This is a genomic window from Enterococcus hailinensis (assembly GCF_045862035.1).
GTDB lineage: Bacteria > Bacillota > Bacilli > Lactobacillales > Enterococcaceae > Enterococcus_A > Enterococcus_A hailinensis.
Genome location: NZ_BAAFRV010000005.1, coordinates 158,208 through 172,257, shown reverse-complemented (window position 1 = coordinate 172,257; position 14,050 = coordinate 158,208). Strand labels below are relative to the sequence as shown.

The window sequence follows — 14,050 nt, the reverse complement described above, 5'->3', positions numbered from 1 at the left end:
CATTATCCTTTCACCTTTTTTTTCATCATAGCATGCTAGAAAAAAAAGGAAAAGTCTTCCTGAACTTTTCCTTTTTAAATTATTTGTTGTTTTCTAAATATTTTTCCCAAAGCTGATCAAACAGATCCATTGAATCCAAATAATCGACATTCATTTCTAAATAATCTGCTACTTCATGATATTCTTCTGATTGCTTTGGAAACATGATGTCTTTAGAAACTTCGCCGGCAAAGGCTTCAACAGGATCCTGCAAGTTGTGCCCACGTTGTGTCAGGATATAATGATAAAAACTTCTTCTCATAGTGATTTCACTCCAATGATTTGCTGATCAATTATTCATCGGCTTTCTTGTCTTTTGGCAGATACAAACTAAATTGAATATCATCATTTACAAGGTCAATATGATTTGCTTTGATAAACATTCCATTATTCAATTTGAATTCATTTAATTTCAAAGTGATTGTTTGTTCTTTCGAATCTACTTCTACCCATTTAGGAAAATCATAGCTCCGCTTGATAGTCGCCATGACTTGACTAACTGGCAAACTCAATGTTCCAATCGACAGCTCACGCGCTTTTAATTGAACATTGCCATTATCCATAACATACGGATCAAAGTAAAGATAAAAGTCTATCGGTGCGCCTAAAAGCTTGAATTCCCCTTTTAGCATCGCTTGATTTTCTAAGTAAAATTCATATTTTACATCAGAACCTTTTTGAAGATCATTCAAAAAATAAGCCATAACCGTATTTAATTTTTTCTTATTGGTATTCATCGTTAAGACTGGTGAACCTGCTGGTACGGTGGTTTCACTACTTGGTGGAAGGTTTGTTTCACGCGTTGAAAAAACTCGAACGGTTGTAAAAATGATTCCGCCCAATAAAATACCTACCAATACAAGAAAAGCAATTTTCCAGCCATTGATTCTTTTTTTCATTACTTCTTCTCCTTCAATAACCATAAGTCTTTTGTATCCATGATTTTATCTTGAATTGCATTCGCCATCAATTGGTATCCTAAATTATTGGGATGGAAATTGTCTTCATCGTACAGAACATTATTCTTTGTTTCTGTAGTCGAACTAGTGCTTGTACTACTTGCGGTTGTACTTTCGCTAGCGCTCGTTTCAGTTTGAATCCCTTTATATAATAAATCATTGACGGGTACAAAATAGCAGTGTGTCGCATCTGCTGTTAAACTTTTGGTTTTTTTGTTCCAATTATCTACCACAGTTTGCATGGCTGTGATATCAGGGAAATTCATATAATACGGATTATAGATTCCAACTACGTATATTGGGGCGTCTGGATTCAACTCACGCATTTGGGCTAAGATATCCTCGACATATTTACCGTATTTTTTGATAGAAGAATCAAATTGTTTCGCACTTTTTGCATTTAAATGCTTTTGAAATGCTTGAAACAAATCATTCCCGCCGACAGTCATCGTGATGATGTCTGCGCTAGCTAAACTATTTCGTAAATCTTTATCGTTTTTTACCCGCTTTAAGATTTGATCACTTCGTTCACCGGAAACACCATAATTATCTTTTTCCACTGAATTCAATTCATATTTTTGTTGTAATGCGTTTGCGACTAGTGGTACATAACCCCCACTTTTTGTTTCATCACCGACGCCTTCGGTTAAAGAATCACCGACTGCAACAAAATGAATCGTTTTTTTATAATTTTGATTGCCATCCTGACTGACTTTTAAACGAGAATCTGCTTTAGGAATCGTTAAAAATAATACTAGCAATGTTACAACAACAGCGGCTAGTAAAATAAATAGCGTCGAAAAGCGTTTCAATCGATCCATTTACCTATCCAACTCCTTTTTAAAAAACTGCCTCTATTCCTAGAGACAGTTTCAACTAATCTGTATAATACATGATTGCGAAAGCACCCGGCCCTGTATGAGTCGCAACGATGGGATTCGTGTGCAAGACAGGTATATGCATCTCAGGGAACATTTCTTGCAGCGCTTGTTTTGCTTCATCGATAAATTCTAACTTACCAGCATATGAGATACCGATTTGTTTGACGTTGACTTTTGTAAGCTCTTCTTTAAAAGTCGCGAACCACTTACTGAATGTTTTCTTTCCACGTCCCTTATTGACAGGTAATAGCTCCCCATTTTCAAGTTCCATGATCACACGCATATTCAATACACTTGAAATCACTCCAGTTACACGACTGATCCGTCCACCTTTAACTAAATTATCTAATGAAGAAATCCCGATAAATAATTTACTGTGATTTTTTACTTCTTCGATTTTTTCCAAAACTTCATCGACACTTGCACCTTTTTCAGCTAATTTTGCGGCTTCGATCACTTGAAATGCTTGTGATTGGTCAATAAATCCACAATCGATCACAGTGACTTCACTGTTGCTTAAAAAAGTTGCTTGACGCGCGGCTTCAGCCGTTCCGCTTAGTGTATGCGACATATGAATAGAGACGATTGGACTGCCGTCTTTTCCTAATTCATCATACAACTCAGCAAAATAACCAATTGGCGGCTGGCTAGTTTTAGGGAGATTTTTAGCATTCGCCATCATCTCCATAAATTTCTCTCCGGTTAAATCATCATCATCCGGATAGACGACATCATCGATCATTACTGATAATGGAATGACAGTTATATTTAATTCATCTCTAACCGACTTTTCAATCGTACAAGACGAGTCGGTAACAATTTTTACATTTGGCATGCTGATCCTTCTTTCCTACCGAGTTTCACGTTAATTTTAGTATATCAAACCTCGTGAAATAAATCATTGCTGAAACTATTTCTTTATAAAACTTGTATCGTCCCTTAATCGGCTCTATTTCTATTATATTTTTCATAATAGTATTCATACGGATTTTTTTCATCTTGTGGTCCTTGTTGACGATCTACTAAGTGCCATTGTCTCCAGTCAACTGTTGGAAAATAGGCATCGCCTACAAAAGATTCGTTGATGTACGTCCGATAAATTTTATCACAATACGGTAGAAATGCTTTGTAAATCTCAGAGCCGCCGGCAATAAATGTTGTTTGAGCTTGCTTTTCACTATAGTCTAAAACTTCAGCTACTGAGTGCATAACTAACACATTTTCTGCTTGATAATTTCGATCACGGGTTAAAACAATCGTTTGCCGTTTAGGCAGCGGGCGCCCCCCCATTCCTTCAAAGGTTTTACGGCCCATCACTAAGGTATGGTTGATCGTTGTGTTTTTAAAAAACTGTAAATCATTTGGTAAGTGCCATGGCAAACGATTATTTTTCCCGATCAACGCTTGATTATCTTGCGCCCAAATTGCGATTAGCATAGCTTTCCTCCCTGCATTCAAAATCTAACTAATTATCTTCAACGATTTCACTCAAGTATTCCCAACGATCCATTTTTTCTTCTAAAGCCTGCTCTGATGCATCGATGTCTTTTTGCAAATCTTGTAATTTGGTAAAGTCGTCACCTTGATGATTCATTGATTCGGTTAATTCTTCAATACGACTTTCTAACAAAGCGATATCTTCTTCGATCGTTTCCCATTCTTTTTGTTCATTGTATGAAAGTTTCTTTTTGCGCTCTTTTGGTTGTGGCTTCGCCTTGACTGCTTTTTCTTCTTTCACAGGTATTTGTTGTTCCAAATACTCAATGATCGAGCCAAAATAAGAAATGATTTTTCCATTGCCTTCAAAAATCAATAATTTCTCAGCTACTTTATCTAAGAAATAACGATCATGGGAAACAGTAATAACTGAGCCGGCAAATTCATGCAAATAATCTTCTAATACAGTCAAAGTCGCGATGTCTAAATCATTCGTAGGTTCATCCAATAATAAGACGTTCGGTTGTTGGATCAATAATTTTAATAGATACAGCCGCCGTTTCTCACCACCAGATAGTTTTCCGATCAAAGTTCCATGCATAAAACGCGGAAATAAGAAACGTTCTAAGATTTCAGCCACACTGATCTGCGAACCATCACGTTGCTTCACTTCTTCCGCAGCTTCCTGCAAATAAGCGATCATCCGTTTATTAGGATCCATTTCTTCATTTTGCTGTGTGTAATAAGCTAAACGAACCGTTTCTCCTATCTCAAATACACCGCTGTCTAAAGGCAACCGTCCCGCTAAAATATTCAATAAGGTTGATTTACCCGCGCCATTTTTCCCGGTAATCCCTAAACGTTCTCCACTTTGAATCAATAAATCAAAATCAGATAGAATCGTTTTTCCTTCGATTGAATAAGCAGCATCTTTCAGTTCTAAAACTTTTTTACCTAATCGAGTTGCAGCGATATTGACTTCAAGCTGTCCATCCGTTTGTACTTGATGAAGATTCTCTTTCAAATCTTCAAAACGATTGATCCGCGCTTGCTGTTTCGTCGATCGAGCTTTCGCTCCCGCACGCATCCAAGCAAGTTCTTGTTTATATAATTGTTTCCGCTTGCCCTCTTGTTCTACTGCTACCCGATCACGTTCAGCTTTTTCAACTAAATAAGCTTCGTAATTCCCTTGGTATTCATATAGCTTGCCAAATGACAATTCAAAGATACGGTTCGTTACTCGATCTAAAAAGTAGCGGTCATGAGTAACCATCAATAAAGAACCGGTATAACTCTTCAAATAATGTTCTAACCATTGAATTGCTTCATAATCTAAATGGTTGGTTGGTTCATCTAATAATAATAAATCCGGTGCATCGATCAACACCTGTGCTAAAGCAACACGCTTGATTTGGCCACCAGACAATTCGCTGATTTTTTTATCTAACGTATCAATTCCTAATTTATTTAAAATTGCTTTTGCTTCACTATCAGCTGTCCAAGCATCTTGTTTGTTCATAGCTTCTTCAGCTAACGTGAATTGACGTTGGGATTCAGTGGTATTCACTTCTGATAAACGTAATAAAGCTTTTTCATAATTTCTAACTGTCTGCATCAAGGCATTGTCCCCTTGAAAAACAGCGTCTAAAACTAATAGATCTGCTGGAAAATCTTGGGTCTGTGCCAAGTAGCCGATACGATAATCACTTGCTTTTTCAATAGCAGAAACATCCCCGTCACCGCTATCTTTTCCCGCTAAAATCGTTAATAAACTAGATTTGCCGGTGCCATTGACCCCAATCAATCCAATCCGATCTTTTTCGTGAATCAAAAAAGAAATACGGTCAAACAATGTTTTATCGCCAAATGTCTTATAAAGTTCTGTTACTTTCAATTCTTTCATTTTGAACCATCCTCAAAATTTCTCTAAGCTATTGTAACAAAAAAAAGCCATAAAGGAAATTTTCCTTGATGGCTTTCTCAATAATTATTTGATTTATCGGCAAATTACCAGTTGCAACCGCCAAAATTTTCAAAATGATGCCCATGAAATGGACCGTGTCCATGGGGACCGCCGAATCCGTGTGGTCCACCATGCCCATGATGACCATTAGCTTCGCGGCCTCCACCGAAGAAATCTTCTGTGTTTTCTTCACCTAATTGTTTTTTTAACGTTTCACTTAATTTATCTACTAAACGTGTCCATTCTTGTTTGTCTTCATCTGTAAATTCAGCAAATAAATCTTCACCAAAATCAGGTGTCTCTGAAAGTTTTTCTGCTTCTGCTTTTCCAATTTCTGTTAACCGAATAATCATTACGCGACGATCTTCTTCAGATGCTTCGCGAGTGATAAATTCTTTCTCTTCTAACTTTTGCAATAATTCGCCGACTGATTGAGGACGCATGCCTAAAACAAACGTTAAATCTTTTTGACTGATTTCTGGGTTCATTTTTAAAAGTGCTAAAACTCGGCCTTGACCTCTATGAGCTCCAAATGTTTGATTTTTCGCCATTTGACGATGGTAATAACGACGTAGATCATGTTGCAATTTCATAAATTGTTCATTCATTTGATTTTCCATAAGTAATCTCTCCTTTTATTAAGGTACCTTATATAATATATAATACAGGTACCTTAATAAAAATACAAGCGTAAAAGCAAAATTAATCTGGTACCTTAACAATTGCTTAATTATTTTAAGAAGCACTAACATTAGAAATTATTTACGCGCTGATAATTATTGCAAAAGCTGACGTTCATGATTAGGAACTTATAAAAAAACGAGACAAAAGTATTTTCTACTTTTGTCTCGTTTTTAGCTGCTTTAGAAATTTTCACCGTAAACATCATCAACTGTTTTAGTCGGATCGATAACGATGTATAGACTTTTAGTTTTTTCAGAAACTTTTGTTGATTGATAGACATTATCTAACCCTTCAGTGTCTTTATCTTTATAAGGGAAATAAACAGAATCCGGATGACCTGCACGATAGATGATTTCCATTCTTTCGATATCTTCAAATTTACGTGCGCGTTCAAACATACCAAGTTCTAAGCCACCTAAATTGATATCAGAGGTTTGAACATGATCGCCTTCTTGATAGATTTCGATTTTAAAGCCTGCACAAGGATGAATCTCAACAAATTCGCTACCGTGGATTCTACCAAAGCTAGTGGTAATTTGTTTGATCCACAAATCACCGATGTAACGACGACCAATTGTCCAAGTTTCTCCATTGCGGAAATAGAATTTTAACGCTGTCATTTCTCTTGCCATTCTACATTCTCCTCACTACTAATCTAAAAATAAGTGTAGCACACCTTGAGTAAACGGTCACATGTTGTGCTCTTACTTCATTTTTTTTAGAAAAGTTGCTTTTTCTACAACAACTCGGCAGTGTGATGCACTACCGATCAACTGTTCTTGTTGAAAAGCCTGAATTGAAAATAAAACTTTTCGTTCCGTTTGTTTAATGATTTCTGCCGTAATCTTAATAACTGTTTCTACTTTCGATGGAGCTAGATGTTTCACCTCTATAGCAGCTCCTACACTCGTTTGTTCTGACGTCAAATAACTCTTTAACAATTCTTTGCTGCAATTTTCCATCATAGCTACTAAAGCCGGTGTCGCCAACACCTCTAAATCACCAGATCCCATTGCAAGAGCCGTTTGATCAGAGGTTACTACATACTCTTTCGTGAATGTGCTCATGCCATCTCCTTTTCTAAAAATATTTTTGCAAAAGCTAACAGACTTTCGGAATTATTTTTCAATCTGCCTTCAACTACTTCTTTTTCTAGCGCATGCAATGCCGAACTGATCCAAGCACCACGAGGATAATCAAAATGAGCCATCAAATCGTTGCCTTTCAAAGCCATGTCCTTCAACGAATGCATAGGAAGATTTTGATAAAGTAAACGTACTTTTTCTAAGTTTGGTTCATGATCAAAGTATTGTAATAAATATTCTACAGATAAGGCCAATTCTCTTCCTAATTGATAAAGTGACCAATTATCCCATTCGTAAGCCAAACGAAACTCTAATGCCGGAACCATTTGGATAACTTCTTTTGTTAATTGATTGGAGCATTTCCATTCTTTCATGAATTTGCGAATATCTTCTGGCGTCAGTTTGAGGCGTGACATCAGTAATGCCCACGCTTGACGTTCTGTCGGAATTGCTGGACCCTTCAAATCAGCAAAAGCTAGTAAACTTTCACCAGACTCTCTTAGCCCGGGACAATAGATATAACATTCAGATTCAACAAAAGAACGTAATCCAGCTTCTCGGAAAGACCCCATCATTAATTTGACAAATTCTACATTGATTCGTTCCACAGAGATTTTTGCTAGCAAAGAATGATACTCGCGAATGGCTTCAAAGGTCTGAGGCTCCATTGTAAATCCTAACTGACTGACAAAACGTAAGGCCCGCATCATTCGAAGCGCATCTTCATGGAATCGTTCATGTGGATTGCCTACAGCTCGCAAAATTTTGTTCCGCAAATCTGCTAACCCATCAAATAAATCGATGACTTCTCCATCGATACCAACGGCTAAAGCATTGATCGTAAAATCACGACGTTTTAAATCTTCTTTTAAGGAACGAACGAACTCCACATGATCAGGGCGGCGATAATCCTGATAGGTTGACTCTGTTCTAAAGGTCGTCACTTCATACGTTTCTTCCTTAGTAACGACCATTACTGTCCCATGATCGATACCGACATCGATCGTACGATGAAACAATTCTTTGACTTCTGCTGGAAAAGCGCTCGTTGCGATATCGACATCATGGATCGGTTTATTCAGTAGAATATCTCGCACGCTTCCGCCGACAAAATACGCTTCGTATCCTGCTTCTTGTAAAGTTCTCAAGATCGGCATAGCCCCTTGAAATTCTAGTGGTAATGTTTCTAATCTCATTTTCCGTCTCCCTCTGTCAATCCATCTTTGCGTTCAAAACGATAGCGATCTCTTTGATTGAATTTTTCCATATTCCGATCAAAAACTTCCGTTAAATCAATCCCTAAAGAATTGGCCATGATGATGGTTACAAATAACACATCACCTAATTCTTCTTCTACTGTATTTGCTTTTTCAGTTGTTTTTTTTGCTTTTTCGCCATAATAATGATTGACCTCGCGTGCTAACTCTCCAACTTCTTCAGTTAAGCGAGCCATTTGTCCTAGAGGAGAAAAATAACCTGCTTTAAATTGTTGGATGTATTCGTCCACTTCTTGCTGCATGATTTTCATTGTCTTTTGATTCATCAAATCACCTCAGACCTATCTTATCAAAAAACAGATTTGTTTCCTATCATGATGTTGTAACTCTTGAAATTTCATGCTATGTTGGATAAGGATGAATTTTGAAAATGCCACCGACTCGCTCTGCCGAATATGACATACTTTACCAACAGCCTCTGCAATTTTAAATAAAATTACTAAACTGTTGATTATTTCAAAAAACTTATTTACTAAAAAAATAATCAGTCACACAGAAAAAGGCATCCGGCATTTGATTTATTTTTAATTTTTCATCAGAAAAATTATTCCAATTATTAAATCAGGAGGTGTCGTATGGAGACGACGATGGCTACAAGGGCCAAAGAGATTTTATTTATCCTATTTGGGACAGCAATTTATGCATTTGGATTGGTTTACTTAAATATCGCAAATGATTTAGCTGAAGGTGGTGTTACTGGGATCACCTTGATCATTCGGGCATTATTTGGAATCGATCCTGCTTATACTACATTGATCATCAATATTCCTTTGATTTTGATTGGTGGAAAAATTTTAGGGAAGCGATCGTTTTATTACACCATTTTAGGAACGATCAGTTTATCTGTTTTCTTATGGATCTGGCAACGGGTTACAATCGAAATCAATTTAGATCACGACTTATTTATCGTATCGATCTTAGCTGGTTTAGTCGCGGGTTTTGGCAGCGGCTTAGTCTATCGCAATGGTGGAACAACTGGTGGTGCCGATGTCGTTGCTCGAATATTGGAACAAAAATTTGGCTTTACAATGGGTAAGTCTTTACTTGTTTTTGATATTATTGTCTTGATTTGTTCATTGACCTATTTAGATTTAAAACGAATGATGTACACACTGATCGTTTCATTCGTCTTCAGCAAAGTTGTCGATGTTCTTTCTTCCGGCGGTTACGCAGCCAAAGGTGTTATGATTATTTCTAATGAAAACAACGTGATTGCTGAATTATTGATGTCACATTTGGAACGTGGTGTGACTTATCTTCATGGCGAAGGCGGTTTTTCTTCTGAATTGAAACGAATCGTTTATATCGTAGTATCACCTCAAGAGATCAATGAGGTCAAAAAAATTGTTCATTCAATCGATGAAAAAGCATTTATTTCAATCACAAATGTTCATGATGTGGATGGTGAGGGTTTTACCTTCTTAAAACCTCAACGTCGGCGTTTTAAACTAAAGCGCACTTCATAAAAAAACAGCCCGTCTCTCACAAGAGAGACGGGCTGTTTTTATTCGTGTAAAGCTAGTTTCAATCGGTTCAATTCATCACTTAGATAAAGAAAGGCTTCCCGGTCTCCATCTTCTAGCGCCAAATCAATTTGTTTTTTCAACAAATCGATTTTAGCTTCTTTTTCTTGATATTTCAAAAAATTCTCAACTTCCATCACGATTTCTTCACTAACATTATCATTCCAAGGAATCGCTGGATTATCTTCTAAAACAGATAGGTATTGAGCATTTTGCCAAGAATTAGGAAACACACATTCTAAGTATAAAGGTTGTTGCCAATGTAGACGAATCTCGTGGAAAATTTGATCACTATTGGAAAACTGATGGCCTTCTACATTGAACATCATCGGTTCTTCATCTTGCGTACTATCACGAAAAACTAAACCACGTTTCGTAGTCAATGCTTGTTCCACAATATGAACATTTCTTAAAATTGCTTCATGATTGATTAGATAGTTTAAAATCCAAATTATTTCTCTTCTCGGAAAGCTTACGTTATTGATCAGCCAAACGAGAAAATCACGTTTTTCAGCTACATCGATCATATTTCCTCACCTCTCTACTCTTCTAATAATGATAACACCTCTAAATCTCCTGGTTCTAATTCTAAATAGCTCAATAATACTGTTCTCGCCAATTCAATTTGACCATCTTCCCGTAAGAAAATCCCATATGCTTTTAAGAAATCTGGTTCATGGGCTAGATCTTCATGGGCCTGCTTATAATAAGTAGCTGCGGCGGCGTAATCTTCCAGTTCATCATATGCTTGCGCTAAATTCCATGATGCATAAGGATTGCCTTCCTCATCCATTTGACTAATCATTTCGATTGTTTTATCTGGTTGATTTTCATTCAAATACAGATTACTCAAAGTCAATAATGTTTCATCTGTTTTATCTCCGGTTTCAAGAGCTTGTTGCAACAATTCTTCCGCTTTTTTGCTATCTCTTAAACGATAAGCAATCTCAGAAGCTAGATGCAGCAATTCTACTTGATAAGGATTTTCTTTGATTCCAGCTTCAGCAGCAGATAACGCTTCTTCAAGCAATTCTTCTTCTTTCAAGCTTTCCGCTAAATAATAATAGCCGCTTTGATATTCTGGATCTAACGTAATCAACTCTTGCAAATAATTGATCGCTTTTTGATGATCATGCAATTGATAATACGTAAAACCTGTTTGGAATAAACGGTCAGAAGTATGTTCTTTTTCTAACGCACGTTCTAAAAATGGAATCGCATCTTCAAAACCGCCCATCATACTATACGCAGAACCAATTCGTTCATCAATCGAGATATTCGCAATCTCATCAATGCCTTCTTTTTGCAATTGCGAGTAATCATTGATGGCTTCACCTAATTGGTTCGCAGTAAAGTGTAGTTCGGCTAAGGCAAATGTTATCAATGGTTCTTCTGGTGCGATCGTTTTGGCTTGCAAAAGTTTTGCTTCACTGACTTCAGGAATTCCTAAAACTTGATAAAGATCAGCAGTCACTAATAAGCTCTCTAAATAATTTTCGCTCTCTGGTTGGATTCGTTCCAAATATTCAAAGGCACTATCGATATCATCATTTTCAATCGCAATTTCTGCCAATGAAAGGTTAAATACATCTTCTTCAGGAAAATCAACGGAGAGTTTTGCTAAAATACGTTTGGCTTCATCTAAAAAGCCGATTGCTTGTAATTCGCCAGCTAAACTTGCTAATATTTCTGGATCATCTTTTTTCAGAGCTTCCTCAAACATTAGATTGGCTTCGGTTAAATCTTCATTTCTTAATGCTGTGAGCATTTTTTCACTGTAACTTGACATTTATTCTCCCCTGATCTCTGTAACGATTTTTTGATACACTTCAAATGTTTGAAGCAATTCTTTTTGAGTCGGTATTTTTTCTATTCCGATTCCACCAATTTTTGCTAAGCCTCTCAACGGTTTTTCTTTAGCTAAGTTGATAACTTGTTGGCCAAAATCAGCTAGGGAAACCGCCGGTGGAATCACGATAGGAAAACCTAATCGCACCAACCATATCATAAAATTTTTAAAATTGAAATGAAGTTCGCTTGATTCGATATTCCAAGCAAGCTCAAATAGCAATCCGAACATCATTTTCATACTATTTGATAATAAAGAACCATTTTCTGTTTGGAAAAAGGCCTTTTCAAATGTCTTGCCAAAGTTTTGAATAGCTTCACTATTAGATTGATAATATTGGATTACGGTATCACTATATGCAGCAAAAGAATGTTGCAATAGCGCTTCTCGACTCGGAAAATTTTGATAAAGATTTTGTAAAAAGGAATATTCACATACGATCCCGCAACGAATCAATGTTAAAAGATCAATCATTTTACCAGTCGTCTGCTGATTAGCTAGCGTTGGATCAAATAAAATGCTGGCTGGCGCTTCTTCCACTTCCATAATACTCACTACTGTTTCTGATGAAACGATCTGTTGAGAAAATGTCAATGTTTGAGCAAAAGAGCGTAGAGACACTGGTAAAAAACATAGTTCGGATTTGAACTTTGTCACATGCTGGACAAACCCCAAGAGCTCCATTACACCTTCATTCCCAAGACTAAAGATGATTAATTCTTGTTGTCGGCTGAAACGTTCGAGAAAATAAATTAATTCTTGAAAATTATCCATGGTATTGCAATAGCGATTATTCGTTAGTATGAACCATTCATGTGTACTTGACGACGGAACAAATTGTCGTAACTTTTCAGCGTATAAATCATAGTAACGCTGATTACCGCAAAAAAGAATTTGTTTATTGGCTAAATCTTTTTTGCGCAGCATCGATGCAATTGTTTCGCCATAGGTGATGCAGGTCGCTTTTTTATGATATTGATACACTTTTTTCAACCAATCACATCCCCTCAAATTCATTTTATACTACTAAAAAACCTCCCGCAACAATTCGGCGAAAGGCAGTTAGACATTTTGAATCTTTATTATTGTAAGGATCAAGGTTGTCCTTGCTGATAAATAACCTGAGTCGAATTATTTTGTTGGTTTGTTCCATCATTTATTACTTCTGGTTGTTCAGGATAATTTTGAACGACTGTATTATAGTCTTGCGGCGACTGTTGCTGATTGGTTTGACCTTGATTTGCTTCTTCTTGTACTTTAGATAATTCTTCATACGTCAAAATACCATCGCCATTCAAGTCAGACTGTGTAGCATTCTCATTGATGACATGTTCGCCATTAGATAAAACTCTTAATACAGTAACTTGTTCTCCCCATGGTGTAACGAGGACTTGCCCAACGCTAGACGTATCGATTGTCTCAGACTGTTCAGTACCTACTGCTGAGCTGGTAATCGTTGTATTCAACGTTACCTCACGTTGCGGGATCACCGGCTCTCCACCCGGGCCATAAAAATAGACTCCCACGATTAATCCAAGGACTACAACTGGAACAGCCACAATCAAGGCTGTAAATTTGCGACGTTGGCTTCGACTTTCTTCTTGGGCCAATAGCGCCTGTGCATCTAAAAAGCCCGCATGCCATTGAATATCATTTTGTCTGCTCTCAAGAAACGCATATGTTTGCCATGAATCATTTTTTTCAACATAAAACAATCGCTCTTCCGACATCGCATCCCACTCATTTCTATTTTTTATTATTACTTAATTTTATCTTATGTAAGGCTTTTCGTAAAATAAAAGAATACGATTTATTAATAAGAATGAATGTTACAAAAAATAACTGTTTTGATGAGAGAACAAAAAACCACTGTGTCTAGTGACACAGTGGTTTTAGCAACCAAATTATTTAACAGCATCTTTCAATGCTTTACCTGGTTTAAATGCAGGTACTTTGCTTGCTGCGATTTCGATTTCTTCACCAGTTTGTGGGTTACGTCCTTTACGGGCCGCACGTTCACGTACTTCAAAGTTACCAAAGCCGATCAATTGTACTTTTTCTCCGTCAGCTAATGCTTCTTGGATTGTTGAAAATACAGCGTCAACTGCTGCTGTAGCATCTTTCTTAGTTAAGTCAGTAGCTGCTGCAACTTTTTCGATCAATTCTGCTTTATTTGCCATGAATGAATTCACCTCCTGAGACATGATGTATAAACATCGACTAATCACTGAGTGGTCCAGTAATTAGTAAGAAATATTGATTTGGTCAATATTCTTTTATAACGATAGCATATGAACCTAGTGATAGCAAGGGTTTTGGCGATTAATCCACTAAAATTCTTGTTGGTTTTAGG

At 36.9% G+C, this 14,050-nt stretch carries 17 protein-coding genes; 1 reads left to right on the top strand and 16 read right to left on the bottom strand.

The features are described from left to right. Positions 1 to 79 precede the first annotated feature (79 nt). The 11 genes from ACKTSC_RS05985 to ACKTSC_RS05935 all read right to left on the bottom strand — a co-directional run bounded on the left by ACKTSC_RS05985 (position 80) and on the right by ACKTSC_RS05935 (position 8,591). A complete protein-coding gene (locus ACKTSC_RS05985) occupies positions 80 to 301 on the bottom strand; it encodes a YozE family protein (protein WP_332581300.1) in 222 nt (73 codons plus the stop codon). A 31-nt stretch (positions 302 to 332) separates the two neighbouring features. Beyond that, complete coding sequence (locus ACKTSC_RS05980) at positions 333 to 938, bottom strand: YpmS family protein (RefSeq protein WP_332581301.1); 606 nt, start codon at positions 936 to 938, stop codon at positions 333 to 335. Continuing rightward, a complete protein-coding gene (locus ACKTSC_RS05975; protein ID WP_332581302.1) occupies positions 938 to 1,819 on the bottom strand; it encodes an SGNH/GDSL hydrolase family protein in 882 nt (293 codons plus the stop codon). The genes ACKTSC_RS05980 and ACKTSC_RS05975 overlap by 1 nt, the downstream gene beginning before the upstream one ends. Before the next feature lie 55 nt (positions 1,820 to 1,874). Continuing rightward, on the bottom strand, positions 1,875 to 2,714 hold the full coding sequence (locus ACKTSC_RS05970; RefSeq protein ID WP_332581303.1) for a DegV family protein: 840 nt from the start codon (positions 2,712 to 2,714) through the stop codon (positions 1,875 to 1,877). Between the two features lie 104 nt (positions 2,715 to 2,818). Continuing rightward, a complete protein-coding gene (locus ACKTSC_RS05965; protein WP_407857104.1) occupies positions 2,819 to 3,316 on the bottom strand; it encodes a dihydrofolate reductase in 498 nt (165 codons plus the stop codon). 28 nt (positions 3,317 to 3,344) lie between these two features. Beyond that, positions 3,345 to 5,219 carry an ABC-F family ATP-binding cassette domain-containing protein gene (locus ACKTSC_RS05960; RefSeq protein WP_407857103.1) on the bottom strand — a complete coding sequence of 625 codons (1,875 nt, stop codon included), beginning with the start codon at positions 5,217 to 5,219 and terminating at the stop codon, positions 3,345 to 3,347. A 104-nt stretch (positions 5,220 to 5,323) separates the two neighbouring features. Further along, positions 5,324 to 5,899: a MarR family winged helix-turn-helix transcriptional regulator gene (locus ACKTSC_RS05955; protein ID WP_407857102.1), complete on the bottom strand. Its 576-nt coding sequence runs from the start codon at positions 5,897 to 5,899 to the stop codon at positions 5,324 to 5,326. A 243-nt stretch (positions 5,900 to 6,142) separates the two neighbouring features. Next, on the bottom strand, positions 6,143 to 6,595 hold the full coding sequence (locus ACKTSC_RS05950) for a hypothetical protein (protein ID WP_407856061.1): 453 nt from the start codon (positions 6,593 to 6,595) through the stop codon (positions 6,143 to 6,145). Positions 6,596 to 6,667: 72 nt separating this feature from the next. Further along, positions 6,668 to 7,030: a thioesterase family protein gene (locus ACKTSC_RS05945; RefSeq protein WP_407857101.1), complete on the bottom strand. Its 363-nt coding sequence runs from the start codon at positions 7,028 to 7,030 to the stop codon at positions 6,668 to 6,670. After that, the gene (locus ACKTSC_RS05940; protein ID WP_407857100.1) at positions 7,027 to 8,244 is read right to left on the bottom strand and encodes a CCA tRNA nucleotidyltransferase; all 1,218 of its coding nucleotides are present in this window, start codon (positions 8,242 to 8,244) and stop codon (positions 7,027 to 7,029) included. Before ACKTSC_RS05940 ends, ACKTSC_RS05945 begins: the two co-directional genes overlap by 4 nt. Beyond that, complete coding sequence (locus ACKTSC_RS05935; RefSeq protein ID WP_407857099.1) at positions 8,241 to 8,591, bottom strand: nucleotide pyrophosphohydrolase; 351 nt, start codon at positions 8,589 to 8,591, stop codon at positions 8,241 to 8,243. The genes ACKTSC_RS05940 and ACKTSC_RS05935 overlap by 4 nt, the downstream gene beginning before the upstream one ends. A 309-nt stretch (positions 8,592 to 8,900) precedes the next feature. Between ACKTSC_RS05935 and ACKTSC_RS05930 the strand changes: the two genes are divergently transcribed. Beyond that, entirely contained in the window at positions 8,901 to 9,791 is an 891-nt protein-coding gene (locus ACKTSC_RS05930) for a YitT family protein (RefSeq protein WP_332581311.1), read from the top strand. Between the two features lie 38 nt (positions 9,792 to 9,829). Here ACKTSC_RS05930 and ACKTSC_RS05925 read toward each other — a convergent pair whose 3' ends face one another. The 5 genes from ACKTSC_RS05925 to ACKTSC_RS05905 form a co-directional block, all read right to left on the bottom strand. Further along, a complete protein-coding gene (locus ACKTSC_RS05925) occupies positions 9,830 to 10,375 on the bottom strand; it encodes a YpiB family protein (RefSeq protein WP_407857098.1) in 546 nt (181 codons plus the stop codon). Between the two features lie 14 nt (positions 10,376 to 10,389). Then, positions 10,390 to 11,637 carry a tetratricopeptide repeat protein gene (locus tag ACKTSC_RS05920; RefSeq protein ID WP_332581313.1) on the bottom strand — a complete coding sequence of 416 codons (1,248 nt, stop codon included), beginning with the start codon at positions 11,635 to 11,637 and terminating at the stop codon, positions 10,390 to 10,392. Further along, positions 11,638 to 12,681: a hypothetical protein gene (locus ACKTSC_RS05915; protein ID WP_407857119.1), complete on the bottom strand. Its 1,044-nt coding sequence runs from the start codon at positions 12,679 to 12,681 to the stop codon at positions 11,638 to 11,640. Positions 12,682 to 12,791: 110 nt separating this feature from the next. Further along, positions 12,792 to 13,427, bottom strand: a complete 636-nt coding sequence (locus ACKTSC_RS05910; protein ID WP_407856067.1) for a hypothetical protein — start codon at positions 13,425 to 13,427, stop codon at positions 12,792 to 12,794. Positions 13,428 to 13,601: 174 nt separating this feature from the next. Beyond that, the gene (locus tag ACKTSC_RS05905) at positions 13,602 to 13,877 is read right to left on the bottom strand and encodes an HU family DNA-binding protein (protein ID WP_332581011.1); all 276 of its coding nucleotides are present in this window, start codon (positions 13,875 to 13,877) and stop codon (positions 13,602 to 13,604) included. Between the last annotated feature and the right edge of the window lie 173 nt (positions 13,878 to 14,050).